The following is a 26658-nucleotide window of genomic DNA, read 5'->3' as shown; positions in this document are numbered from 1 at the left end:
AACAAAGACTTTTCTGATTTTCAGATACGGAATCGTTTATTTCCCAGAAACGATTCTACGGATTTCGTTCAGTTTGTTGAGTGCCTCAACGGGGGTAAGGTTGTTGATGTCCAACCCTAATATCTCATCGCGAATCTGACAAAGCACAGGGTCGTCGAGTTGGAAAAACGACAACTGCATGCCTTCCCTGCTATCGGCAATAGCCGCAGTAGGCTTACCTGCCGTGCCCACTTGCGCATTGTCTGCCTCCAGTTGTTGAAGAATCACGTTGGCACGCTTCACAATGGACTTCGGCATACCGGCTATTTCTGCCACATGGATACCGAATGAATGTTCCGAACCGCCCTTCATCAGTTTGCGCAGGAATATCACTTTGCCATCCTTCTCCTTCACACTCACATTATAGTTGCAGATGCGTTTGAAGTTTTTCTCCATCTCGTTCAACTCGTGATAATGGGTGGCAAAGAGCGTGCGAGCCTGTGCGCGCTGGTTTTCATGCAGATATTCCACAATAGCCCATGCTATTGAGATACCGTCGTAAGTACTCGTTCCACGTCCCAGCTCGTCAAAGAGCACCAGTGACCGTGGTGTAACATTATTCAATATATTAGACGCCTCGGTCATTTCCACCATAAAGGTAGATTCGCCGAGCGACAGATTATCGCTGGCACCGACACGGGTGAATATCTTATCCACCAATCCTATATGTGCACTGTCTGCCGGTACAAAGCTTCCCATCTGTGCCATGAGCACGATAAGGGCGGTCTGGCGGAGCAAAGCCGACTTACCTGCCATATTTGGACCGGTGATAATCATAATCTGTTGACGTTCGCGGTCCAAATGAATATCGTTGGGCACGAAATGTTCGCCTATCGGGAGTTGCTGTTCTATCACAGGGTGACGACCCTGACGGATGTCGATCACATCGGTTTCGTCGATGACCGGTCGCACATAATGGTTTTCCTCAGCCACCTTGGCTGCCGACAACAGGCAGTCGAGATAGGCCACCACCTGTGCATTGGTCTGCAGTTGTGGGATGATATCCTGCAAGGCTGTGACCAGTTCGGCAAAGAGCTGTTGTTCGAGTGAAAGGATTTTATCCTCCGCACCGAGTATCTTCTCTTCGTATTCCTTCAGTTCCTGGGTGATGTAACGTTCGGCTTGCGCCAGCGTTTGCTTGCGAATCCAGGCGGCAGGCACCTTGTCTTTATAGGTGTTGCGCACCTCCAGATAATAGCCAAACACATTGTTATAGCCGATTTTCAACGAAGCAATTCCCGTCAATTCTGTTTCGCGCTCCTGTATCTTCATCAGGTAGTCCTTACCCGAATAAGCAATATTGCGCAAGTCATCGAGTTCGGTATCGACGCCAGAGCGTATCACCCCACCGCGTTGCACCAGTTGTGGCGGATCGTTGTTCACTTCGCGTTCTATTCTATCGCGCAGTTCTTCACACAACTGCAGTTGGCGCCCTACCCGCACAATAGCGTCATTGTCGGCAGACAGACAGGCCTGTTTGATGGGAGCTATGGCTTGCAAAGCAGTTTTCAACTGCACCACTTCGCGAGGTGAAACCTTTCCTGTAGCCACTTTGGAGGCAATGCGCTCCAAGTCGCCGATGCGCTGCAACTGATCATCCACACACAGTCTGAACTCCGGTTGACGGAAGAAATAATCCACCACATCAAGGCGTTCGTTGATGCGCTTAGGATCTTTCAACGGAAAGACGACCCATCTACGCAACTGGCGACCGCCCATCGGCGATACGGTGCGGTCTATCACCGACAGCAATGACTTACCGTCTTCCTGCATCGTGCCCAACAGTTCGAGCGACCGTACGGTAAACTTATCCAAGCGCACATAGCGGTCTTCCTCAATACGGTTGAGCGATGTGATATGTGAGATATGGTTATGGAGGGTCTGTTCCAGATACTGAAGGATGGCACCGGCAGCCACCATGCCGCTTTTCAAATGGTCAACACCGAAGCCTTTCATCGACTTCACATGGAAATGGCGCAGCAGTTTCTGTTGTGCAGCCTGTTCGGTAAACACCCAGTCTTCCATTTCAAAGGTACAAAGCCGCACACCGAAGTTGCGTTCAAATTCTGCTTTGCGGTTGTGGTTATAGAGCACCTCCTTCGGTTGGAAGTTGGACATGAGTTTCTCCACATAGTCGGCAGTGCCTTCACCGGTAAGGAATTCGCCCGTTGAGATATCGAGGAAAGCCACACCGCATAGTCCTTTACCGAAATGTACAGCAGCCAGGAAGTTGTTTTCCTTATAGTTCAGCACATTATCCTGCATGGCAACACCCGGTGTCACCAGTTCGGTAATGCCACGCTTCACCAGTTTTTTGGTCAACTTCGGGTCTTCCAACTGGTCGCAGATAGCCACACGCATACCTGCACGAATGAGTTTCGGCAGATAAGTATCGAGTGCATGATGCGGGAAGCCCGCCATGGCATCGCCTTTGGCGCCTGCACCGTTGTTTCGGTGAGTCAAAGTGATGCCCAACACCTGCGAGGCAGTGATGGCATCGTCGCAATAGGTCTCATAAAAGTCACCGCAACGAAACAGCAAGAGTGCCTCAGGGTGCTTTGCCTTGAGGTCGAAAAACTGTTTCATCATCGGTGTGAGTTCCTTTTCTTTCTTTGCCATCGCCGTCAGTCTTTTATAGTGTTTATCCTTGTTCTTTAGTGCGGAATGCCAATGCATACATACGCATCTGTTTCACCATAGCCAGCAAACCGTTGCTGCGAGTGGGTGACAGATGCTCTTTCAGTCCTATCTGCTCTATGAAATACAGGTCTGCATCGAGTATTTCCTGCGGTGTATGTCCGCTGAGCACACGGATGAGCAATGCCACAATACCTTTCACGATAAGTGCATCGCTCTCTGCCGTAAAGGTAATGATGCCGTCAGCATAGTCAGCCTGTAGCCACACACGGCTTTGACAACCGTCTATCAGGTTGCTTTCCACCTTATAGCGCTCATCGAGGGGTGCTTGTTCGTTGCCCAAGTCGATCAGCAGTTGATATTTGTCCATCCAGTCGTCGAAACCGGAAAACTCATCGATAATCTCGTCTTGAATTTCGTTGATGGTCATAAATATATATTATAGGTGTGTTTAATCTTCGTTGTTTTTGATAATCTTAAAGAGTTTATCGCTAGGGCGCACCTTCTCTGGAACTTTGAACGATACGCGAGTGCCTTTCTGTGCGGTTGTCACGGCATGGGTATCGTCATGGATTTCCTCTACCGTCACATAGAGTGCGCCAGTGGTAGGACCAGTGATGAGCATCTTGTCGCCTACTGAGAACTCGCAAGCCTCGCATGAGAACTCGGCAACACCAAGTTTCGAGAAGTATTTCATGCCCTTGCCCACATACACTTTGCGCTCTGTGGCACACGATCCGTAATGGCTGTTCCACTCTCCAAGGCGCTGTCCTTGATAGTATCCGTCCCAGAAACCGCGGTTGAAAACGGTAGCAAGGCGTTCGTCCCAGTCATCCTTCTTCTCCTCGGTAAATGTTCCGTCGAGGACACTCTGAATGGCTTCCTTATAACATTCCACTACGGTTTTGACATATTCGGGACCGCGGGCACGACCTTCAATCTTAAACACACGGACGCCACTCTTCATCATTCTGTCGATGAAGCGCACGGTCTTCAGGTCTTTCGGACTCATGATATACTTATTGTCTATCTCCAGTTCGATGCCTGTCTCCCGATCGGTCACCAGGTAAGAGCGGCGGCAGATCTGCATACACTCACCGCGATTGGCAGAGCGTCCGGTATTGTCAAGACTCATATAGCACTTGCCGCTGATAGCCATGCACAAGGCGCCATGACAGAACATCTCGATACGGATCTGTTGTCCGCTCGGTCCGCAGATGTGCTGTTCTTCTATCTGCTGATAGATTTCAGCCACCTGGTCGAGGTTCAACTCGCGTGCCAATACCACTACATCGGCAAACTGGGCATAGAATTTCAATGCCTCGATATTCGAAATGTTCAGTTGGGTAGAGAGATGTACCTCTTGCCCGATACGGTTGCAATAGGTCATCACCGCCACATCCGATGCTATCACTGCAGAAATGCCAGCCTCTTTGGCGGCATCCACAATCTCGTGCATGAGCGGAATATCCTCACCATAGATGATGGTATTGACCGTGAGATAGGTCTTTACCCCTTGTGCATTGCATGTTGCAGCGATTTCCCGCAGGTCGTCGATAGTAAATGCCGATGCGCTGTGAGCACGCATATTGAGTTTCTCGATGCCGAAATACACCGAGTCTGCTCCGGCTTTTAGTGCCGCAGCCAGCGAGTCATGGCTACCCACAGGAGCCATGATTTCATAGTCAGCTATCTGGTTCATGGGTGCAAAATTACAATAAAATAGGTGGATAACAAAATGAAAAGTCATTTTTATCCTCAATCGGTCATCAGATTTCAATTCTGACGGAACACACTTACGAAAGAAACGGAAAGATCATATCATCCTGCTATTTCAGCAGAAGGGTAGTTGGATAGGACTGACAAGGTACTTACCTACCACTTCTTGCTGTGTAACAATATTATGTGGGAAGAATATTGTGGATTTGCATAATTTTGCTTAACTTTGTGACCACAATCAGACTGTGCCGGATGATGACCGGCATGGCAACGTACTTTTCAGTACATCAATAACGCTACAAAGAACTATAAATATGTTAGTCAATACCTTTTGTGCCGCCGTCAACGGACTTGAAGTGACCACGGTAAAAGTAGAAGTGAGCATGACTCGCGGAGTGCAATTCCACCTGACGGGACTTGCCGATACTGCTGTGCGTGAGAGCTATGACAGAATCAGGGCGGCACTACAGAACAACGGACTGAAGATGCCGATGATGGACATCACCGCCAATCTATCGCCTGCCGATATCAAAAAGGAGGGTAGCGGCTATGACTTGCCATTGGCTATCGGTATTCTGGCGGCAAGCGGAAAGGTTGACGGGAGTCGGCTGAATGATTACATGATGGTGGGTGAGTTGGGACTTGACGGCAGGTTGCAACCCATACGCGGTGCACTTCCCATAGCCATTCGGGCACGCGCCGAACATTTCAAAGGTCTTATCGTGCCGAAACAGAACATCCGCGAAGCGGCTGTGGTCAACCAAATAGAGGTGTATGGCATGGAAACCCTCATCGATGTCGCCAATTTCTTCAATGGTTCATCGGAGATAGCCCCTACGGTTATCGATACGCGCAAAGAGTTTTATGAACAGCAATCACAGTTTGAACTCGACTTCGCTGATGTGCGCGGACAGGAAAGTGTGAAGCGCGCACTGGAAGTGGCGGCTGCCGGTGGACATAATCTCATCATGATAGGTCCTCCGGGAAGTGGTAAATCGATGATGGCGAAACGCCTGCCAAGTATTCTGCCTCCATTATCACTCAGCGAAAGTTTGGAGACCACACAGATTCATAGTGTGGCAGGTAAACTATCGCGCGACACCAGTCTCATCTCGCAACGACCATTCAGAGCGCCACACCACACCATCTCGCAGGTGGCATTGGTTGGTGGCGGACAGAATCCGCAACCCGGTGAAATCAGTTTGGCACACAATGGTGTGCTGTTCTGCGACGAGTTGCCTGAGTTCAACCGGTCGGTGCTGGAGGTGATGCGCCAGCCTTTGGAGGACCGCTGTATCACCATCAGTCGTGCGAAATACAGCGTGCAGTATCCCTGTTCGTTTATGTTTGTAGCCTCCATGAATCCATGTCCTTGCGGCTATTATGGCGACCCCACTCACAGTTGTGCCTGCACGCCCGGACAGATACAACGGTATATGAACAAGATCAGTGGTCCGTTGCTCGACCGTATCGACATCCATTGCGAGATACAAGCCGTGCCTTTCGCACAACTCTCGCAGATGGCTCCCGGTGAATCGAGCGAAACGATTCGCGCCAGAGTCATTGCCGCTCGCAAAATGCAGGAGGAACGGTTTATGGATTACAAGGGCATCCACTGCAATGCCCAAATGACGGAGCGCATGCTGCATCAGTTTGCCGAACCCGATGCCTCATCCATGGACATGTTGCGCATGGCTATGGAGCGATTGAAACTCTCTGCACGTGCCTATAGCAGGATTCTCAAGGTGGCACGCACCATTGCCGACCTTGATGGCAGTGAGCAGGTGCAACTTCCCCATATTGCAGAAGCCGTGGGCTACCGCAATCTTGACAGAAGCGACTGGTCAGAGAGGGGAATTTAATAATTGATGGAATTTTTAATATTACTGAAATCCATTACCAAGCGCAGTAACGGCAAAGGTTTATCGTGGTTGAAGAACCGCTTGACGGAATACATCCGTGGTTGGATAGGATATTACTATCTGGCAGATATGAAAACATTTCTCCAAAGAACGGAGGAATGGTATCATAGACGCATACGGTGTTATATCTGGAAATGTTGGAAACGAGTCCGTACTCGTTTCACGAACCTCATGAAATGTGGTATTGGCAGATGGAGGGCATGGCAATGGGCCAATACCCGCAAGGGGTATTGGCGCATAGCGACGAGCCCTATTCTAAAGTGTGCCATAACGAACGATGGACTTGTTAGGCAAGGTTATCCCTCACTTCTTGGCATCTATACCAATTTGCATAGCAATTAGAGAACCGCCGTATGCCGAACGGCACGTACGGTGGTGTGAGAGGTCGGAAAACGAAAATAGGAAGAAAACTGCTTCGTTTTCCTCCTACTCGATTTGCATGACGGGCATATCATACATTAGAACTTTATGGAAAGTTCTGCATTTGCCAAGCTGTAATTATGCTTGTCGAGCGTACGGTCGTTGACGAGCGCATACTCTACAGACAGCTTCAAATTCTTCGTGAACAAGTAGTCGGCACCCACTTCATAGAATGTTTTTGCTGCGTTCCATTCCCCATTGCTCCTATACAGATCATACCTTGCCTTTACGTTAATCTTGTTTGCAACGATCGGTGCTATGCCCAATGCATAGAATCCGTCAGCCTTATTGCCGTTTTTCGACAGATTGCAGTCTGTAGCACTTGCTTCATCGGAGTCTGTTAACGTTTTTGCGAAAGCATTGCCGGTGGAGTGGAGACACTCTGCACTCAGAGATAAATCAAAAATCTGACAAAGCGAATTAATAGAACCCATCTAAAGCCTTTTGACGGTGGGAATTAATAGAACCCACCATTAGAAGCTGATGCGGTAGTACACGTTTGGCAGTGAGATGCCTGAGTCGTAAGTTTCCACAGTGTTCTTCTTGTAGTTGTAAGTGTTCTCGTAAGGCACTTTTTTCTGCAAGAGGTTGAGACCTTCGAAGGCTATGGTGTGGTTGCACTTCTTGCCTGTTATCTTATAGCTGATGGTGAAGTCTACGATGCATGCAGGGGCGTACTGCTCAGAGAAAGCCTTTGTCTCGTCGTACACGACATCTGGTCTGCCAGCCTCGTAGTTCAGTTGGCTTGCCGCCACATCGGCAGGAGTGTATCTCTGCCCCCCTTGCAGGGTGACTTTGCCGTTGACACTCAGCACGTTCTGCCTTCTCTTGCCGAGCATCCACTCCTTACCGCCGAGCACCTTGACCATGAATGTGCGGTTGTAGCGTGAGTCGCGCCATATATTGTCGCCACCCTTGTACTCTGACTTGTAGAGCGAACCGTCCACCATCCAGTAGTAACCCTTGTGCATGTATTGCTCCAGTGCGACGTCTATGCCATAGTTGCGTCCCTTGCCTTTGCTCACGAGCTCGCGCTCCTCGTAATAATAGCGGCGGTTGATGGTGCAGTAGCTGCCGTCTTCAGTCACGGGAAGGTCGAAGAGGCTCTGGTAGTATGCCTCCACGCGTAGGTTGAGCTGGTCGTTGAATCGGTGGATGTACGAACCGATGATGTGGTGAGCCTTGCTCAGTTTGAGGTCCTTGTTTACAAAGCCCTCATTTTGGTCATAGACAAAGTATGTGTCCATCTTCTCTGTCTTGCTGTGCATGCCGTAACCCACAGAGAACTGGTTCTTCTCGTCCGGATTCCACTGGAAGGCTGCGCGTGGCTCAACTGACACGTCGTCGTTGAGGCGGAAATACTGGGTATTCAGACCAAAGGTGAAGGTAAGCCAGCGGCTCATGTTCCACGAGTTGGCTATATAGGCGTTGAACAGGCCAGTGTGGCTGTCGGCTGTATAGATTGATTGTGCAGGCATGGCGGCTCCTACCTTTGGGGCCATCTTGAGGTCGATGTCGAAGAAGTACTCTGTGTATGTGGCACCAATCTTGGACTGGAACTTAGGGCTGAAACGCTTCTGCACATTCGTTGTGGCTGTAAACTGCGAGTTGTTCTGGCGCATCCTTATGTAGGGCAGGCAGTTGCCGAGCTTGTTGGCCTGGTTGGGCTGTCCGTCATAGTAGCTCTGGTCTCCGTCGTTCTTGAAGTAGGAGGCTGCTATGGTGCTGTTGATGTTCCAGTTCTTGCCGAGGTACGCCTTGTGGTTGACGCCGCCAACGAGCATTGTCTGATTGCTGACCGTGTACTCCTGGTCATACATGCTCTCCCACTTTGAGGGGTCTTCGAGCTCGAGCCAGTACTTGTCCTTCAGTCCTACTCCGAAGACGGAGAATGTGCCAGCCTTCTTTGTCGGGAAGTTGAGCTTGAAGTTGAAGTCCTGGAAGTCGGCCTGGTCGCCGTCGAGGGAGAGGAGTCCTATCTCACGGGCGATGGTGGTGACGGAGTAGCGGTAGTTGACGAGGTAGGATGATCCTGTTTTCTTGCTTATGGGGCCTTCCGATGTGCCTTCGAGGCCCAGCGTGCCTATCTGGAGCGCATGGTGGTAGCTGTCGTTGTCGCCTGCGCGCATTCTCATGTCAAACACGCCTGAGAGGGCATTGCTGTACTCGGCTGTGAAGGCTCCGAGGTGGAAGTCGGAGTTGTCGAGAACATTGGAGTTGAGTGCGCTGACGAGTCCTGTGCCCATGTTGAAGGCGTCAGTGAAGTGGTTCGGGCTGAAGATCTCCACGCCCTCAAGTCGCCACTGCATGGCCTGCGGCGCATTGCCGTGCACCGACACGCCGTTGTCGTTGCTGTTGCCAGCCACACCGGCAAAGGCTGTGACGAGGCGCGCCGGGTCGCTGTATCCTCCTGCATATCGGCTTGCCTCTTCCATGCTGAGCATCCTCGCCCCGACAAGAGCCATCTTGTTCACAGCGCTTTCCTTGCTGATGCGAGGCTTTACCACTACTTCTCCCAGCTCGTTCAAGCTCTCGCTTATGGGGACGTTGATGACCACCTCCTTGCCCTCCGTAACGAGAATCTCGGGGATGACGGCTGGCTGGTAACCTATGTACGAAGCTTCAATGGTGTAACGGCCTGTTGTGAGACCTGTTATCGAATATTTGCCGTTCATATCTGTCACGACAGCTTTCGATGTCTCCTTCACCTTGATCGTTGCGCCGATGATGGGCTCCCCGTTGTCAGCGTCTGTCACAACGCCTTTGATGGTTTGTGCGTTCGCAGTTGCGACGAAGAGTGCAACAAAGGCCGCAAGCATTGATTTTTTAAGGTGGGTTATATTGATTACCACCTTCATTCGTTGTGTCTTTGAATTTCTCATATCGTTTATTTCTTTTGTATGTGAAATTATAAAATATTGTATTTACTTATTGTTTTTATCTAAAAACGATGTTTTTGTACAAAGTAACATAAATATATGAAGATGGAATGAAACAATAGTCCATTTCTGCTGTACGATATTGTTATTTTTTATAGTACTCCCAAATATTCGACAAGTGGTTGAACATTGGTTGCTGCGCCATCCAGAGCATGCGGACAATCCCGAGCGTTCTCTTGTCTTGGCGTCACAAAGTTAATACTATTAGTTGAATTGTGCAAGAGTTTATCCTACTTTCTTCTCTTTGTTGCCGTAAAATGATGCTGGTGTGAAGTTGTCCAGACTCTGATGAGGACGCTCATAGTCATAAAACTTCACGTAATCAGCAATTCCAGAACGGAGTTCACTAACGTTTTCCGCAGGGTTGAAATATATGTACTCCTGCTTGATGCTGCGCCAGAAGCGTTCTATCCATATATTGTCTTTACAACGACCTCTACCATCCATGCTTACTTGTATGCCATAGCTGGTCAGCAGATCCTGCCAGTCCTTGGTCGTATACTGGCTTCCCTGGTCAGAATTCACTATTAGGCCATAAATTTGTTGCGAATCATTTTTTCTCTATATTTGCAACCATATTTATTACTACAATAAAACAACTTTATTGCACATATCAGGGTATGGATGCCATGGCACGTGCCCTCTTGAATGCTGCTGACATTTTTATTCCCGAAATGCTCCACACGTGTTATGCAAGTTTCGACAGTGGTGCGGGTAAGGAGTTTGAAGAAGGCAAACTCAATCTTGAGCGTCCACGACCGTCCTTTCCCTTATTCCTGTCATCCTCCTCCTTCTTGCTGTCCTCCATGGCAAGATTGATGCGGATGCTTTCCTTGAGGATAAGCTCCACGCCCTCCTCTCCGATACGGTGACGGAAATGTACAAGCTCGGATGAGGCGCAAGGTGCGGATATGCTGAAAGCCTCAAGACCGCAAAAGTACTGATAGTAGGCAGACAGGTAATAATCCCTCTAAACCAATCGGCTTTGCATTGGTTACCTGAGCGAAACGGATGCAAGCCGAGCCAAAAGGTGTTTGAACTGACTATATTGGGAGTATGTAACAGGTATCTTAAAAAAATGGCTGCGGATGCAGGGATTACGAAAAATGTCAGTTTCCATACGAGCCGTCACACATTTGCCGTGCTGACACTGGCTGCCGGAGGTGACTTGTACACAGTAGGCAAGTTGCTCGGACATACTAGCATAAATTCAACACAGGTGTATGCCGATGTGGTTATGGAAACAAAGGTTGAGGCCATTAGCCGAATTTCAAATTATTTTTCTAACTTGTAAAATAAGAGGCTGCGCCGTAAACCTTAATTACGACACAGCCCCATATTTTCATCATTACTTTATTTTATATGCAGCTTTCCGTGGATTATTTTTTCCGATAACCACATTTTGGGCATACTCCATCCGCATTGAGGGCGACACCGCAAAGAGGACAACGGTCGATGTTATTCTTTGTGGTAAACTCGGCAGACGCGGCATTCACACCGCTTGTGAAAGTGATTTTAGCGATGTTCAGTTTGTCTTTCAACAAGTCATATACAATCTTAATCATACCTTCCACTGTCATGGTTTCTTTGGTAACAACCAGACGGGCATCGGGGTAAGCCGTTGCCAATTCTGTCTTGAAGGCCTCTCCTTTCATTTTGTTTTGCGGATGACCGTTTTTGATGCCTTGCTTTTCATACACATCAAGAATGGCAGGAAGCAAAGGGTCATCTTCGCGGAGCACCAAGGCATGGTCAAAATTCTTCAACAGGCTCCATGCCACCTTTTGGATTTCATTACAAGGGTACACCATGTTTACACCTTCTTCAACCGTATCTTCCACCTCAATGGTCAGTGTGCCAGTGTGACCGTGAAGATACTGGGCTTCGCCTTGGAAGCCATAGAACCGATGTGCATACTGCAAATCGAAAGTCGTGATACTTCTCATACTTTTTAATTTTTAGTGTTTAACTTTGGATTATTTATCGTTATCTGCACCTGTATTCGGCTAATGTCAACCGATGCAAAATTCTTTTCTTTCAAATACTGTCGTATCAATTCCGTAAGCTCTTCATCCATATAATCCAAGATGCTCTCGCCCTCGAATATGTGGTGATGCTCTGTCACGGTAATGTCATAATAGTTTTTCCCCACTTCGGGATGGAACACAAGTGACAACAGATTAGCCTTGCAAAACGAATCAAGAATGCGATAGATGGTTGAGATGGTTATCTCATTATCTTTGGATTGCACACACTTGATTATTTCATCAATCGCAGCATGACGCAATTCCATCATAACCTCATAAACCACTTTACGTTGCGGAGTGATTTTTAGGCCTGCGTTCTTTATAATCTCCGTACTTTCCATTCTTCTCGTATTTTGATGCTACAAAGTTAATGAAAATATTTCGCATTTGCAAATTTTTTACCAACAAAATTATTTTTTTTTAAGAAAAAAGCCGCATCACCTATTTATCTGTTCGAAGATAGTGGCATACTGGTGGGGGTTCACATATAATGATGTGGTTCCCGAGTGTTATATTATCACTATGGATGGTCTTGAATCGGAACCTTTCGCCGACGTTGCGTCCTACATTTTTGAGGATATGGGACGCGCCTATGCTGTCGTAAAGAAGCAATACCGCAATACAGACCTCAAAAAACATGTTATCGGACTCAACCTCGTCGAAATACATTCCTTAGATTCTGTCTATCAGAAATTCACCTGGCCCATGTGGGAATGTATAGAGTCTATGCACAATGGAGCAATTCTAATCAAAAAGGCTCGACTAATTAAACAAAAAGTGTTATCTTTGCATCGTGAACATAAACAATGGCCATTCACCTATGTCCTTGATAAATCATCGTAGGCGTAGTGCTAGATGGCATGGAGCGAGCCAAAAAGTGGGACAATCAGCGGCCCCTCTTTTCTTAGACCGAATAGACATCCATTGCGAGATACAAGCCGTGCCTTTCGCACAACTCTCGCAGATGGCTCCCGGTGAATCGTGCGAAACGATTCGCGCCAGAGTCATAGCCCTCATTGCCGTCGGTTTTATTAAAAGCATTGCCGTCCAGAAGGATATCGTCCTCCACCTGCACGTCTTCCCCTGCTCCTCCCTGGTCGGTATAGAGAATCACCGCAGGATGAATGGTGTCGCCTTCCATATACCGTGAGGATATATCCTCTACGAGATTAGAACCTCCGGCGCTAGTCCGTGATTTCGTGGCCTGGTGGTTGACATGCAACTTCGTATCAAAATTGAATTCCGCATCCTCTGGCAACACGTCGGCCAGTGATGCACTCTCGTCAACGGTCAGGATATAGCGGTTGTCCTCCAGGCGCTCAGAAGTGGCGCGCCTGATATATGGCAGACAGTTCACCTTCTGCCATACGGCCAGCGGCCGACCGGCAAAATGAGTGATGCCCAACTTGTCGGCTAAAGCCTTGCTGACAGAAATCCGTGTAGTGTCGGCATCCAGGATAATGACATCGTCAGAAGCAATAAAGTGGTGATAAGTCAGGGAAATGGCCGTCGTATCTGTCATCTCCTGTCCCCCTTGTCCTCCCATGGATGAATCATCATCATCTGAGCATCCCATGTTGAGGAGCAACGAGCAAATCAACATCGGTGCTGCCCATAGTATGGTTTTGACTTTTCTCAGTCGTAGCATTTTACCAAACATTGTTTTCATACCAGGACTATTCTACCTTAAAGTTGTAGATTTTCCCATATTCTCGCAGGATGGCCAGACGAAGTGTCTTTTCGCTGAGGTTGTAGAGGCACGACCATTGAGTCTGTGATGTGATATTTTTCAAGTCCGCTGGCTGTGAGACGTCTTGTAGCAGGGACATGGCTTGTTTGGAATCAAGACAGTAGTTGTTGCGCGCGAGACAGTTTCTTAACGTCCAATAGCGTTCCTTGCCATGCAGGGATCCCCATCCATCGTTTGTACCCACCATCGTGGGTGAGACATAGAAGTTGGTGACGCAGCGCAGGGTGTCATTGCCGGTGAACTTTTCCATTACAGTAGGTATAGTTTCGCCCTTTTCAAGAGTGTATTCCACGATGGCATAGTCTCCTGTGGCATCGGCCATGAAATAGTGGTAGTTGCTGCGTCCACTGCCCTGCATGTCCATATTATAGCCTGCAAGCATTGCCAGGGCTTCCTTGACGGTGGATGCACGGTCGAGCAGCATACGTATGGCTGTCGTTGTACCTATGCGCGGCTTGTTTTTGTCATTCTGTTTCGTCTGATTCTCTCTCAGCGCCAGGACACCAATGGCGAATCCGTCTTCGTTAATGCCGTCAAGGGCAGCGTAGGGCAATCCCATCAGCGGGGAGAGGTCGCTCTTGCCATCGGTATAAAATCCCTGGCCAAAACCTAATTGCATGCCATCCACCATGGAGATTGATTTCTTTCCACCCTCAGGAGCCGTGTGAACTATGATAGCCGCTATCGACTTGTAGCCTTTGCCGTCTTCTGTGGCATGACAGAAGTCGTAGTTGCGCCCCATCAAGAAATTACCGCTTTGCCTGTCGGGTACTGCAAAGGCACTGCATCCGGCATCGAACGAAACCTGTGCCTTTTTGCCGGGGAGGCTGTCGTAAAGTAGATAGGCTACATAGTTGAAGAGTTGGTTGGTTTCTGTGAAACCAGACTTTAACACGTCATCAAGTTTATAGTCGGCCGTATAATTGATTTCATACAACCTTCCGCTGCCATCCACATCTTTCATAGAGCGCAACATGGCCACTTTTTCTGCATCTTTTATAAAAGTAGTGGGATTCTTTTTGGTCACATCGGGTGGAACATTGTCATCATCGCTGCACGAAGCGGACAAAAGGAGGCTTGACACAGAGGCTACTGACACTAAAAAACATGTGGACAGTCTAAGGAACTTTGTTCTGAAAAATTCGTTGTTCTTTCTCATATTTATAAATTTTAGGTAATAGACATGACAAAGTTATAAAAAACGATATTCACTGATAATTTACATAGTAGTAAATCATTGGCTTTTGCCCAGAAAACAAAAACTGGAATACATACAGCAGCGGATACACGCTGTTGCACCTGCTCTTGCGTCCGAACAGTGTATGCTCGTTCATTTTAACTCCCTTTATCACGTTCATTATGGTAAACATTGCACCTTCGGCATTATCATTTTATGCGATATACGCAAGAAATCCTGTGCTTTTTTGTGCCTTAATTTATAGTGCCAACTAACTCCCGAAACTTAAATCATAATAGATTTTCCCCTCTTCGGGATGGAACACAAGTGACAACAGATTAGCCTTGCAAAACGAATCAAGAATGCGATAGATGGTTGAGATGGTTATCTCATTATCTTTGGATTGCACACACTTGATTATTTCATCAATGGCAGCATGACGCAATTCCATCATAACCTCATAAACCACTTTACGTTGCGGAGTGATTTTTAGGCATGCGTTCTTTATAATCTCCGTACTTTCCATTCTTCTCGTATTTTGATGCTACAAATTTAATGAAAATATTTCGCATTTGCAAGTTTTTCATCAACAAAATTGCTATTTTTTTAAGAATAAAGCCGCATCACCTATTTATCTGTTCGAAGATAGTGCATACTGGTGGGGGGTCACATATAATGATGTGGTTCCCGAGTGTTATATTATCACTATGGATGGTCTTGAATCGGAACCTTTCGCCGACGTTGCGTCCTACATTTTTGAGGATATGGGACGCGCCTATGCTGTCGTAAAGAAGCAATACCGCAATACAGACCTCAAAAAACATGTTATCGGACTCAACCTCGTCGAAATACATTCCTTAGATTCTGTCTATCAGAAATTCACCTGGCCCATGTGGGAATGTATAGAGTCTATGCACAATGGAGCAATTCTAATCAAAAAGGCTCGACTAATTAAACAAAAAGTGTTATCTTTGCATCGTGAACATAAACAATGGCCATTCACCTATGTCCTTGATAAATCATCGTAGGCGTAGTGCTAAATGGCATGGAGCGATTGAAACTCTCTGCACGAGCATATAGCAGAATTCTCAAGGTGGCACGCACCATTGCCGACCTTGAAGGATCGGCGCAAGTGCAGCAACAACACATCGCTGAAGCCATCGGTTACCGCAACCTCGACAGAGGTGACTGGGCTGAGCGAGGGATATAAATCACGCCTATAGGGATTTGAAAACCCAAGCAATTATCACACAATAGAAATATGCTGTTCACCAAACAGAACGGTGGAGCATAACAACTAAACAACTTGATGATGAAAAAACTATTCACAACCGTCATGCTGACGCTGGCATTGACATCGACAATGGCACAACAGACAGTGCAACAGTCGGCAGACTACGTACCTACCAAGGAGAACCTTGAGGCACGCAAACATTTTCAAGACGAGAAATTCGGCATCTTCCTCCACTGGGGACTCTATGCCATGCTTGCCACAGGAGAATGGACCATGCACAACGCAGACTTAAACTACAAGGAATATGCCAAACTCGCAGGCGGCTTCTATCCCTCTCGCTTCAATGCCAAAGAGTGGGTAGAGCAGATCAAGGCATCAGGTGCCAAATATATTTGCTTCACTACCCGCCATCACGAAGGCTTCTCCATGTTCGACACCAAATACTCTGACTATAATGTCGTGAAGGCTACACCCTTTAAGCGTGACATCGTGAAAGAACTTGCTGACGAATGTCACCGACAGGGTATTGACATCCACTTCTACTATTCACACATCGACTGGCAACGTGAGGATGCTCCGCTGGGACGTACCGGACACGGCACAGGACGACCCAAGGACAAACAAAATTGGAAGTCGTACTATAAGTTTATGAACAACCAACTCACCGAACTGCTCACCAACTATGGCAAGGTAGGAGCCATCTGGTTTGACGGTTGGTGGGATCAAGATATCAATCCATCATTTGACTGGCAACTGCCCGAACAGTATGCACTCATCCACAGTTTGCAGCCTGCATGCCTCATCGGCAACAACCATCACGTGACTCCATTCCCCGGCGAAGACTTCCAAATGTTTGAGCGCGACCTGCCTGGCGAAAACTCTGCCGGACTCTCCGGACAGTCTATTTCGCAGTTGCCACTTGAAACATGCGAGACAATGAACGGCATGTGGGGCTACAAGATTACCGACCAGAACTACAAATCGACCCATACACTCATTCAATATCTGGTGAAGGCAGCAGGCAAAAATGCTAATCTGCTCATGAATATCGGTCCGCAACCTGATGGTTGTCTGCCCGCTGTTGCGGTGGAACGTCTGAAGGAGATGGGCGACTGGATGAAGGTATATGGCGAAACTATCTATGGCACACGCGGTGGATTTGTTGCACCTCACGACTGGGGAGTGACCACACAGAAGGACAACCGACTGTTTGTGCATATCCTCAACCTGCAAGACAAGGTGCTCTATCTGCCCACTGGCAATAAACAGATGAAGAAGGCTGTAGATTTTGTCAGTCGTAAGGCGGTGAAGATGCAGAAGTGTCAAGGCGGTGTGATACTCACGCTGGACGCTGTGCCTACAGCTGTTGATCAGGTCATCGAAATAGGATTCATCCAGTAAACGGATTGCTGCTATCAGCAGAAACGACAGTTCATCTGAGATGAATGAATCTAATATATAAGGTTTGCGTGCGTACATACACGTGTACGCACGCACACGCGATGTCGTAAAAATCGACCACTCGACCACCGATATGTCATAACACGTTGTAAGATATACGGTTAAATGGGTGGTCGAAAATCTTACAACGGCGTTTTCGACCACACTTCGACCACCCGTGCAACGCCCTGCGGATACCAAACATAAACAATTAACTAACGTCCTGAAAGGACAAAGTAAAGCGTGATCCTATTTCCCTTATAAAATACAATCGTTTATCATCGTTTTTCCAAACCTTGATAATCTTTTTATCCAACGTTGGATAATACTTTTATCAAATATTGGATAATACCTTTACCAAATATTGGATAACACTTTTATCAAATATTGGATAACACTTTTATCAAATATTGGATAACACTTTTATCAAATATTGGATAACATCTTTATCAAACGTTGAAAAGACCTTTTTCAAACGTTAGACATTACTTTTGTCAAACGTTAGGTAATACTTATGCCAAACATTGGAAAAACACCTTTGCCAAACGTTGGGTAATACTTTTGCCAAAGGTTTGGAAACGCCTTGGCAAAATATCGGGCAATATCCCGCACATAGTAGAATTGCGCCTTAGCGTAAATTAAAGGTGGAATCTCGCACGGAGACTCCACCTTTACTGATATCTTACGATGCAGATGCTTATTTGTCTTTCAGTTCCACAACAAAGCGGATGCCATGACGGAACTCGTCGTCGAGACGGAGATGACCGTTGAGTTTATACGCCATCAGACTGCAAGTGGGGAAGGTAAGTCCGTCGTCTTCAGTCAGATCGGCAATCTCGGAGAATGCCTGGAAAAGTGTTTCGCGCTTCTCTTCGGGCAAGGTCATACCCACAGCCGTTACCAAGAAATTACCGGTATGGGGGTTGCGTTTCTTAAACTCAAGGTTGATGCGCTCCACGCCATCGGCCTTTACCACCTCTTCTACGATATTGAGCAATATGGTGCGCAAAGCGTCCTCGTTAGTAGCGAAAGAGATGGGTTGGGCAGTACAAGTCACTTCGGTAGTAGATTTGACCATAGCCTTTACCTCTTGGGTGACTTTCTCGCAGAACTGTCCCATATTGTGACTGGTGAGTTCGTAGTGTTCCTCGCGAGTCTGCTCAAGCATCATATAGTTTTCTATGTGTGCGATATAGTTTTGCAAAGCCTTGACCTGTCGTTTGGTATCGCCTTGCTCCATGGCATCGAGTGACGGGCGGATTTGTGCGCTGATATTATTGAGGAACTTGTTTTTCTGCTCGTTATTGCTATTTGCCAAATCGAGGCTGGTCTTCAAGCGCTTGATTTCTCTAACGTTTTTGAACATGACAAAGAGGAAGAAGAGAAGGCCGGCAGCCAGTCCTACACCAATAACTATAAGGATGACGATAAACGCCCATTGCGCAGTAATGGTAGTAGCCTTGGTGCTTATTTCGTCCTGTGCTTCAGCGTATTGTGCTTTGACAGTTTTCAGTTCGTTGACAGCTCTGATGCCTGCAATAGAGTCGGTCCATTCGTCATACATCTTGTTGATGATGCCCGCCATCAAGTCGTTATTGTCTTGTTTGGCTTTGGCAATAAGGTCTTTGAAGCACTTTTCCTTGCCGTTATCATCCTTGCCTTTTGCATTCATGGTGAAGATCTCCTTATAGCATACAGTAGCCAAAGGTGCGTTGCCAGTAGTACGTGCAAAGGCAGCTTTCTTCATGAGCATGTCTTCAATGACATCTTTTTTCTTGCTGGCACGCGCATAGTTTTCCATCAGCGCCATTTGAGCTTTACGTTCTGCCGACTTGTTCAGACGGGTGTAGAGGCGGAAGCGTTCGTTGCTGACAAGATAATGCAAATCGGGATTGCCGGCTCCAAGCATGGCATCGAGAGCTCTGCATGTGGCAAAAGCCTCTCGCCAGAGATGGTTTTCTGACTGTCGGATGCTGGTCTGTACACCGTTTTCTACGGTTTGTCGCAGGTTTTGTGCGACCGTTGTGAGTGTGCTGCAAGCAACTAGTAGGGCAAGGATTAACTTTTTCATAATCTGACAGGTGTTTAGGTTATCTTATGCAAAGGTAGTAAATGATATTCAAAAACGAAACACATCTGCTGTTTTTTTCGTCTATTTTTCACCTTTTTTCGTTGTTTTCAATAGTTTCTTTGGATTGAAAGACCATGCTCATTTCCGTTGTGTCATACTTGACAGGGCAACAAGGCCCTAAGAGGAAGGCCATAATTCCTTTCCTTAATTATCTTACGCACGCGTACATTATTATATAAGTAGGACGATTCGCTGTGGATGACCGACTGTTGAATGGCATTTCTTTCAAACATCAACAAGACCTTTTACCCAATATTGTATAGAAAAAGAGAGTATATGGCTTCGGGATGCGTTCGGGATGCGTTCGGGATGTGTCTTACTCATATTGGTGGCCGATGGGTGGTCGAAAACGCAGCAATTAAGCCATCGACCACCACCATAATGCCATATCTCTCAAAGGATTACATCATAGTGGTGGTCGTGTGGTCGAAATATTTCTGAAAACTAAATTTTCTGTATGTCAGCTGGTACGCTATCCTACCCGCTGGGAATGATGCATCAGTATTCAAACGAACTGCCGCCAAGAAACTCGCGAAGTAGCGATGTGGGCGGTATCTGGTCTTCCTTGATGGTGTGGATGTAGCGCAGAAACTTCATCAATCTATATGCCTCGGCATACTCTTCGCAGTTTTCAGGCACCTGTTCCAACAAGGGCAACGCCTGATTCTTCAGTACTGCCAGTTCGAAAAGCATGGCAGAATTGAACATGGCATCGGCATTTTCCTGATAAGGGAATATCCAGCGGTTCTCACCCCGGCGTACCGAAGGCCAACGACGGATGGTGTCGCATGCCGATACCCCACGGTATTTATAGTCGCGAACGATACGGCGCAACAGGCGGTTGTCGGTAGTCGGTATATAATTGTGCGTGTCGAGCAGGATGGTGGTCAATGCCGAAGCATAGACACGGAATATCTGATCGTTGGGGATAGATGCTGTCAGTTCGGGATTGAGCGCATGGATTCCTTCCAAGACAAGTACCTCGTTGCCCTGAAGTCGTAGGCGACGACCGCTTTTTTCACTTCTGCCCATCTGGAAATTATAGCGTGGCAGTTCCACCTCTTCGCCTCTGAACAGGGCATTCATCTGCTCGTTGAGCAAAGGAATGTTGAGTGCATGCAGATGTTCGTAGTCGTAGTCGCCAGTCTCATCGCGCGGTGTCTGTTCGCGGTTCACGAAGTAATCGTCGAGCGAAATGCCAATGGGATGGATGCCGTTGACCGCCAGTTGTACCGAAAGGCGCTTGCAGGTGGTGGTCTTACCGCTCGATGAGGGACCGGCTATGAGCACCATCTTCACATTCTTCCGTTTGGCAATCTCATCGGCTATCTGCGCTATCTTCTTCTCTTGCAACGCCTCGCTCAGTTGGATGAGTCCGTTCGACTTCCCCTCTTCCACCGCTTTGTTCAGGTCGCCAATGGTACTGATGCCGAGGATGTCCTGCCAATGGTGGTGCTCCATAAAGATGTCGAACATCTTGTCCTGACGCACCAGTTCGCCCAAGCGTGACGGATCTTGTGGTGACGGCACGCGCAGAAGGATTCCGCCAAAATACGGTTCGACGCCGAAAAGTGTCAGTTGCCCGGTATTGGTGAGCATCGAGCCATAGTAATAATCCGCATAGCCATCTATCTCATAATAGGTGGTATAGAGCGATCCCAACCCTTCAAGGAGCTTCACCTTCGATACGGTTCCCATCTCACGAAACATGCGGATGGCATCTTCGGTTGTTGCTTGATGGCGATGAATGGGGATGGCAGCAGCCACAATCTCCTGCATGCGCTTTCTAATGGCAGCCACATCAGCGTCGGTCACCTGATGCCCGATATGCAAATCGCAATGGTAGCCATTGCTCACAGGCACATTGATAACCACATGTCCCGTGCCGTAAAGGTCGTGGACAGCCTTACAAAGCACAAAAAACAAACTGCGAGTATATGCTCTTAGCGCAGAAGGATGGCGGAGACTGAGAAACTCCACATCCTTACAATTATACACGCGATAGTGCATTCCCTCTATCTTATTGTTAACACGTGCACTTATCGGACCGTACTCCATGGTAAGGCCCGAAAAAGAAAAAATATCAGAAAGTGTACTTCCGATGCTTACATTTAATATTTTTTTATTATTTTTGCAACGGATTTGAACCATTTGTTCCATAGGCATATTGTTTGCATTAGTCGTGGACAAAGTTAGTGAATATATTTAGAATACAATAAGAATTTAAACTTTTTAAACTTCCAAGTATGTCAATTTGGATTCTTTTCAAGCTTTTGGGATCACTTGCCCTGCTGATGTTCGGTATGAAATCAATGAGTGAGGCGCTCCAAAAAATGGCAGGACCGCAATTGCGACATGTCCTCGGTGCCATGACCACCAATCGTTTTATGGGTATGACCACTGGTATGCTTGTCACGGCAAGTGTACAGTCGAGCACCGCTACAACTGTGATGACCGTTTCGTTTGTAAACGCTGGTCTGCTGACTTTGGCACAGGCTATCTCAGTTATTATGGGTGCTAATATTGGAACAACCCTGACGGCGTGGATTATGTCGGCAGGGTTTTCTTTTAATATCACCGACTTCGTCTATCCGGCTTTCTTTTTCGCCATTATCCTCATCTATTCGAAGAAAAAGCGCTTCATAGGCGACTTCGTGTTTGGTATTGCCTTCATGTTCCTCGGTCTCGGCACACTCCGACAGACCGGTATAGACATGCACCTCGGAGAAAACCAAGCCGTGCTCGACTTCTTCGCATCGTTCGATCCCAACGCATTCAGCACCACACTCATCTTCCTGCTCCTTGGAGGTGTGCTTACCTTCTGTGTACAGTCGTCGGCTGCTGTCATGGCTATCACCATGATTCTCTGTTCGAGCGGAGTATTGCCCATCTACCAGGGTATCGCACTCGTCATGGGTGAGAACATCGGTACCACAGTCACCTCAAACTTGGCTGCCATGTCTGCCAACACACAGGCGCGGCGTGCAGCACTTGCACACATGTTCTTCAACGTATTCGGTGTGATATGGATACTCTTCGTATTCCGTCCTTTCGTCGATATGGTCTGCGGACTCGTTGGCTACGATGTGGATATGGACCGCGCCACTACCACAGCCAAGGCTTTTCTTGCCAATTCCGCCAAACTCAGTTTTGTGCTGGCTGCCTTCCACACCTGCTTCAATGTTGTCAATACCGCTATCCTCATCTGGTTTATCCCACAAATCGAACGCTTCGTATGCTGGGTGATCAAGCCTAAGAAAGTGGATGAAGAGGAGGACTTCCGTCTGCACTTCATTACTGCTGGCTTCATGAAGACTCCGGAGCTCTCGGTATTGGAGGCTCAAAAGGAGATACAGCAGTTTGCCATCCGCATACAGCGCATGTTCGGTTTGGTCAAAGAACTGTTGGTGGAGAAAGACGAGAAGACATTTAATAAGATGTACTCGCGTATAGAGAAGTATGAAGGAATATCCGACAACATGGAATTGGAAATTGCACAATACCTCGATGAAGTGTCGGACGCTCATCTCTCTGACGATACCAAAGCTAAAATCCGTGCGATGCTGCGCGAAATATCAGAGATTGAAAGTATCGGCGACGCTTGCTACAACATTGCACGCACCATCTCTCGCAAATATCAGGGCAAGCAAGACCACTTCAATCAAAAGCAGTATGAGCACATTTTCCAAATGATGGAACTCACAGACCAAGCCCTGACGCAGATGAATGCGCTAATGGCTGGCAGAAAAGTATCGTACGATGTCAACCGTTCGTTCAACATCGAGAACGAAATCAATAATTACCGCAATCAGTTGAAATCGCAAAACATCAACGACGTGAACAACCATGCATACACCTATGCCGTGGGCACCATCTATATGGATATCATCAACGAATGTGAGAAATTAGGCGACTATGTGGTCAACGTAGTTGAAGCACGCATGGGTACACGTCAAAAAAATGCATAAAAATGCAATTTTAACATTGGTGTAACATTTGAAGTAATCGCATATCTGACCAACAAGGGTGAAGGCGTTGACGTGAAGATTCCTGAGGAGGCTGAAAGCTGGCTCTCTATCAAGTCTATCAACACCAAGAACGGAACTTCTACCGTTGTGTTCAAGGCTAATGCCAACAAGGGTGGTGCATTCTATTTCGAACCTAAGAAATAATCAGACTATACAAGTCATACATCAAGGGGAACTCCTATCGGGGTTCCCCTTTTTTATTTATCCGCCAATCGGTTCTTTGATAAAGAAATGACCGATTTGTAATTAACAAATATCGCGAAGGTGAATAATATCACGGAAATAACCAAATTGCGAACCGATTATTTTGCACTTTCACCATTATTCGCTAACTTTGCACAAAAAGCAAAAGCTATAAGGCCATGGCAAAGAATCAGAACTGGAAAGACGACTGCTGGGTGTTGCTCATACAACTATACCAAAAGAAGCCGGCAGGGCTCAAACCCCTGTACTGCAAGGCTATGGTGGATCTCAGCCTCGAACTACACGTTCCGCCACAAACACTCCATCAGAAGATGAAGCAACTGGAAAGCCTCGACACGCCCCGTATCCAACAACTATGGCAACACTATGCCAACAACCCACAACGTCTGAACCGAGCAGTAAAGTTGCTGAGACGAATGGCAGGATTCGGCAATAGTGGCGAATTCTACGAAGGGGTGGAACTGCAAGAGTCGTTTGAACACGATTTCAGACCCATTGAAGGTGATAGTCAACTGATGCCTGCCACACTCATCATCATTCTCGACCAGTATTTCAGACTGACACCCATCACCATGGTTCCAGAAACTCCAGAAATACAAGACCTGGCCCGACTAATGCACATGTCTGCAGCAAAGATTGCTGACATCATGGAAGTATATCAACACTGCGACCCCTATCTCAATAGAAATGAGATGCTCTTTAGTCCCATCTTCCCTGCTTGTCAGGATATATGGCAGAGATACGGCAATAGCGATACCGAACAACTGGCTACGCTGGCCGAACAACTCAAGGCGTATTACCGATGAAACAAGAACAGACACAAGAACAACAACTGTCACAATCGCTCCGGCAAACCCAGAGCATCACACAGCAACAGTTGCTCCAAGCGCAACTCACAGAGATGCCTATGGCGCAACTCATGGAACGCATACGCACTGAAATGGACGATAATCCTGCGCTGGAATCATCGGGCACCGATGAAGAGAACGATTGGCACGACGATGAACCATCAGACACCGATACTGATACCAACGAAGACTACGAACAACGCAACGAGCGCGAAGAGCGGAACGATGCGCTCGATGCCGCTTTAGAACGCATTGGACGCGATGATGAAGACCTTCCCGTATATCACAGCGGACCATCTTATGACGAGGAACGCGAAGAGATGGTCTATGGCGAAACTCTCTCTTTCTATGATCAGCTCAAGGAACAAGTGGGGCTCTTGCCACTTGATGAGCGCCAACGATATATCATGGAATACATCATTGGCTCACTCGACGAAGACGGGCTACTGAGAAAAACGCTCGATAGCATAGCCGACGAACTGGCTATCTACCACAACATTGATACCAATGAACACGAATTGCAAAAGCTCTTGGAGATGCTCCAAGACTTTGACCCCGCTGGTATTGGTGCACGCTCATTGCAAGAATGTCTGCTCTTACAAATCAAAAGACGTGAACCATCACGGCTGACCATGCTAATGGAACAAGTGGTCACCAACCACTTCGAAGATTTTACCAAGAAGCACTGGCAACAAATCAGACAAAGCTTGCAATTGACAGAGATGCAAGTCGATACACTCATGGCAGAGATGCGCAAACTCAACCCCAAACCTGGTGCATCAATGGGCGAAGCCGTAGGGCGTTCACTCCAACAAATCACACCCGATTTCATCATCGATACACAGGACGACGGTACCGTGACCTTCCAACTCAATACTGGAGAATTGCCAGAACTGCATGTATCACCATCGTTTTCCGAAACACTCAATCAATATCAGACCAACAAAGAAAATATGAGCCGCCAAATGAAGGAAGCGCTGCTCTATACTAAAAAGAAAGTGAATGCCGCTCATAGTTTCATAGAAGCTATCAAGAGCAGACGCCGCACACTCACCATGACTATGAATGCCATTATACAATGGCAGCATCGCTATTTCGAAGAAGGCGACGAGGCACTGCTACGACCTATGATTCTCAAGGATATTGCGGAAAAGACAGGTCTCAACCTCACCACCATCTCCAGAGCCTGCAACGGTAAATATGCACAAACACGATGGGGTACTTTCCCCCTTCGCCACTTCTTCACCGAAAGCTATACCACTGCTGAAGGTGACCAACTCTCCACTCGGCAACTTAAGATGATTCTGCACGACCTCATAAACAGCGAGGATAAACAACAACCACTGAGCGATGATGCACTCTGCAAACTGCTCGCAAAGAAGGGCTACCCCATAGCACGACGTACCGTGGCAAAATACCGCGAACAACTTGGACTGCCTATAGCACGACTGAGAAAGGAGGAGAAAAAATGAAAAACGAAAAGCGCCTCATCATAGCTGCACGTGCGGTAAGCCTATTCTTCACACCATTCTATTTGCCCATCGTAGGCATGCTTGTACTTTTCACCTTCAGTTTCATGAGCATCTTCCCTACTGCCTACAAATTGCAGGTACTGGCAATGGTCTATTTCTTCACGATTCTGATGCCAACCATATCCATTCGACTCTACCGCAAATACCAAGGATGGACACTCATCGAACTAGGCCAACGTGAACGGCGCATGGTGCCCTATGCTCTATCGATAGCCAGCTATTTCGCTTGTTACTATCTCTTCCTTCGGCTTCACATGCCACATTTCATCGGTTCCATCCTTTTGGCAGCACTCTGCGTACAGATGATATGTGCGCTTATCAATGTAGTATGGAAGATATCTACCCACTCGGCAGCAATCGGAGCCGTAGGCGGTGCACTATTTGCCTTTGCCGAATATCTGGCATTCAATCCCATATGGTGGCTCTGCCTGGTATTCCTTGTCGGAGGAATCGTGGGCACCTGTCGCATGATATTACGACAGCACTCTCTCGGACAGATAGTAGGAGGATTCTGGATTGGCTTCTTCGTAGCAGCCATCATCATTCTCTTCATCTAACGAATCACAATAGATTATAACATACAGACAACAACATCGTTTAACAACAACAAG

The 26658-nt window shown here is 47.3% G+C and carries 24 protein-coding genes and 3 pseudogenes; 13 read left to right on the top strand and 14 right to left on the bottom strand.

Features of this window, described 5'->3' with window-relative positions; genetic code table 11:
• Positions 1-36 precede the first annotated feature (36 nt).
• From mutS to CIK93_RS12860, 3 genes are read right to left on the bottom strand one after another with little or no spacing between them, the layout of a single operon-like run.
• Positions 37-2658 (bottom strand): DNA mismatch repair protein MutS, encoded by a 2622-nt coding sequence (gene mutS / locus CIK93_RS12870; protein ID WP_094447596.1) that lies wholly within the window; start codon positions 2656-2658, stop codon positions 37-39.
• Between the two features lie 22 nt (positions 2659-2680).
• Positions 2681-3106: a SufE family protein gene (locus tag CIK93_RS12865; protein ID WP_094434989.1), complete on the bottom strand. Its 426-nt coding sequence runs from the start codon at positions 3104-3106 to the stop codon at positions 2681-2683.
• A gap of 21 nt (positions 3107-3127) precedes the next feature.
• Positions 3128-4378, bottom strand: a complete 1251-nt coding sequence (locus tag CIK93_RS12860) for a peptidase U32 family protein (RefSeq protein WP_094390958.1) — start codon at positions 4376-4378, stop codon at positions 3128-3130.
• 331 nt (positions 4379-4709) lie between these two features.
• Here CIK93_RS12860 and CIK93_RS12855 point away from each other — a divergent pair, with 331 nt between their 5' ends.
• Positions 4710-6257, top strand: coding sequence for a YifB family Mg chelatase-like AAA ATPase (locus CIK93_RS12855; protein WP_094390959.1), 1548 nt, complete (start codon positions 4710-4712; stop codon positions 6255-6257).
• 6 nt (positions 6258-6263) lie between these two features.
• Complete coding sequence (locus tag CIK93_RS14120) at positions 6264-6659, top strand: group II intron maturase-specific domain-containing protein (protein WP_094447580.1); 396 nt, start codon at positions 6264-6266, stop codon at positions 6657-6659.
• 116 nt (positions 6660-6775) lie between these two features.
• Here the strand turns inward: CIK93_RS14120 and CIK93_RS12845 are convergent, their stop codons facing one another.
• From CIK93_RS12845 to CIK93_RS12835, 3 genes are all read right to left on the bottom strand, one after another.
• Positions 6776-7171, bottom strand: coding sequence for a hypothetical protein (locus CIK93_RS12845; RefSeq protein WP_216820899.1), 396 nt, complete (start codon positions 7169-7171; stop codon positions 6776-6778).
• 39 nt (positions 7172-7210) lie between these two features.
• Positions 7211-9619 (bottom strand): TonB-dependent receptor, encoded by a 2409-nt coding sequence (locus CIK93_RS12840; protein ID WP_094447579.1) that lies wholly within the window; start codon positions 9617-9619, stop codon positions 7211-7213.
• 282 nt (positions 9620-9901) lie between these two features.
• The gene (locus tag CIK93_RS12835; RefSeq protein ID WP_158215524.1) at positions 9902-10201 is read right to left on the bottom strand and encodes an integrase core domain-containing protein; all 300 of its coding nucleotides are present in this window, start codon (positions 10199-10201) and stop codon (positions 9902-9904) included.
• Between the two features lie 75 nt (positions 10202-10276).
• On the opposite strand from CIK93_RS12835, the pseudogene CIK93_RS14115 reads away from it, so the two are divergent.
• Positions 10277-10425: pseudogene (locus CIK93_RS14115) on the top strand (xylose isomerase); the annotation flags it as partial.
• Between the two features lie 23 nt (positions 10426-10448).
• Here the strand turns inward: CIK93_RS14115 and CIK93_RS13505 are convergent.
• Positions 10449-10631: pseudogene (locus CIK93_RS13505) on the bottom strand (IS5/IS1182 family transposase); the annotation flags it as partial.
• 75 nt (positions 10632-10706) lie between these two features.
• On the opposite strand from CIK93_RS13505, the gene CIK93_RS13965 reads away from it, so the two are divergent.
• On the top strand, positions 10707-10970 hold the full coding sequence (locus CIK93_RS13965) for a tyrosine-type recombinase/integrase (protein ID WP_256387587.1): 264 nt from the start codon (positions 10707-10709) through the stop codon (positions 10968-10970).
• An 85-nt stretch (positions 10971-11055) separates the two neighbouring features.
• Here CIK93_RS13965 and CIK93_RS12825 read toward each other — a convergent pair whose 3' ends face one another.
• Entirely contained in the window at positions 11056-11622 is a 567-nt protein-coding gene (locus CIK93_RS12825; protein ID WP_094380541.1) for a 6-carboxytetrahydropterin synthase, read from the bottom strand.
• 5 nt (positions 11623-11627) lie between these two features.
• The gene (locus tag CIK93_RS12820; RefSeq protein ID WP_094447577.1) at positions 11628-12044 is read right to left on the bottom strand and encodes a Fur family transcriptional regulator; all 417 of its coding nucleotides are present in this window, start codon (positions 12042-12044) and stop codon (positions 11628-11630) included.
• Positions 12045-12225: 181 nt separating this feature from the next.
• On the opposite strand from CIK93_RS12820, the gene CIK93_RS12815 reads away from it, so the two are divergent.
• On the top strand, positions 12226-12546 hold the full coding sequence (locus CIK93_RS12815) for a hypothetical protein (RefSeq protein ID WP_094447576.1): 321 nt from the start codon (positions 12226-12228) through the stop codon (positions 12544-12546).
• Between the two features lie 61 nt (positions 12547-12607).
• Here CIK93_RS12815 and CIK93_RS12810 read toward each other — a convergent pair whose 3' ends face one another.
• From CIK93_RS12810 to CIK93_RS12800, 3 genes are all read right to left on the bottom strand, one after another.
• The gene (locus CIK93_RS12810; RefSeq protein WP_144007586.1) at positions 12608-13351 is read right to left on the bottom strand and encodes a hypothetical protein; all 744 of its coding nucleotides are present in this window, start codon (positions 13349-13351) and stop codon (positions 12608-12610) included.
• 28 nt (positions 13352-13379) lie between these two features.
• Positions 13380-14612, bottom strand: coding sequence for a C45 family peptidase (locus tag CIK93_RS12805; RefSeq protein WP_094434973.1), 1233 nt, complete (start codon positions 14610-14612; stop codon positions 13380-13382).
• 289 nt (positions 14613-14901) lie between these two features.
• A complete protein-coding gene (locus CIK93_RS12800; protein ID WP_254046808.1) occupies positions 14902-15156 on the bottom strand; it encodes a Fur family transcriptional regulator in 255 nt (84 codons plus the stop codon).
• A 181-nt stretch (positions 15157-15337) separates the two neighbouring features.
• Here CIK93_RS12800 and CIK93_RS12795 point away from each other — a divergent pair, with 181 nt between their 5' ends.
• The 3 genes and pseudogenes from CIK93_RS12795 (at position 15338) to CIK93_RS12785 (ending at position 17265) form a co-directional block, all read left to right on the top strand.
• Positions 15338-15658, top strand: coding sequence for a hypothetical protein (locus tag CIK93_RS12795; RefSeq protein ID WP_094447576.1), 321 nt, complete (start codon positions 15338-15340; stop codon positions 15656-15658).
• 14 nt (positions 15659-15672) lie between these two features.
• Positions 15673-15840 (top strand): annotated as a pseudogene (locus tag CIK93_RS12790) (magnesium chelatase); the annotation flags it as partial.
• A gap of 102 nt (positions 15841-15942) precedes the next feature.
• Complete coding sequence (locus tag CIK93_RS12785) at positions 15943-17265, top strand: alpha-L-fucosidase (RefSeq protein WP_094440601.1); 1323 nt, start codon at positions 15943-15945, stop codon at positions 17263-17265.
• Between the two features lie 736 nt (positions 17266-18001).
• Here the strand turns inward: CIK93_RS12785 and CIK93_RS12780 are convergent.
• Both CIK93_RS12780 and CIK93_RS12775 read right to left on the bottom strand, forming a co-directional pair.
• The gene (locus CIK93_RS12780; protein WP_094390965.1) at positions 18002-19375 is read right to left on the bottom strand and encodes an ATP-binding protein; all 1374 of its coding nucleotides are present in this window, start codon (positions 19373-19375) and stop codon (positions 18002-18004) included.
• A 558-nt stretch (positions 19376-19933) separates the two neighbouring features.
• On the bottom strand, positions 19934-21595 hold the full coding sequence (locus tag CIK93_RS12775) for a nucleoside kinase (protein ID WP_094435056.1): 1662 nt from the start codon (positions 21593-21595) through the stop codon (positions 19934-19936).
• A gap of 86 nt (positions 21596-21681) precedes the next feature.
• On the opposite strand from CIK93_RS12775, the gene CIK93_RS12770 reads away from it, so the two are divergent.
• From CIK93_RS12770 to CIK93_RS12755, 5 genes are all read left to right on the top strand, one after another.
• The gene (locus CIK93_RS12770; RefSeq protein WP_094447574.1) at positions 21682-23403 is read left to right on the top strand and encodes a Na/Pi cotransporter family protein; all 1722 of its coding nucleotides are present in this window, start codon (positions 21682-21684) and stop codon (positions 23401-23403) included.
• Between the two features lie 72 nt (positions 23404-23475).
• Positions 23476-23607: a hypothetical protein gene (locus CIK93_RS14040; protein ID WP_256387586.1), complete on the top strand. Its 132-nt coding sequence runs from the start codon at positions 23476-23478 to the stop codon at positions 23605-23607.
• Positions 23608-23825: 218 nt separating this feature from the next.
• Positions 23826-24473, top strand: coding sequence for a hypothetical protein (locus tag CIK93_RS12765; protein ID WP_094447573.1), 648 nt, complete (start codon positions 23826-23828; stop codon positions 24471-24473).
• Positions 24470-25987 (top strand): RNA polymerase factor sigma-54, encoded by a 1518-nt coding sequence (gene rpoN / locus CIK93_RS12760; protein ID WP_094447572.1) that lies wholly within the window; start codon positions 24470-24472, stop codon positions 25985-25987. The genes CIK93_RS12765 and rpoN overlap by 4 nt, the downstream gene beginning before the upstream one ends.
• Positions 25984-26604 carry a phosphatase PAP2 family protein gene (locus CIK93_RS12755; protein ID WP_094390971.1) on the top strand — a complete coding sequence of 207 codons (621 nt, stop codon included), beginning with the start codon at positions 25984-25986 and terminating at the stop codon, positions 26602-26604. Before rpoN ends, CIK93_RS12755 begins: the two co-directional genes overlap by 4 nt.
• Positions 26605-26658 lie beyond the last annotated feature (54 nt).

It is taken from the genome of Prevotella sp. P3-92 (genome assembly GCF_002251205.1).
Taxonomy (GTDB): Bacteria; Bacteroidota; Bacteroidia; order Bacteroidales; family Bacteroidaceae; genus Prevotella.
This window is presented reverse-complemented; position numbering and strand designations above follow the sequence as displayed.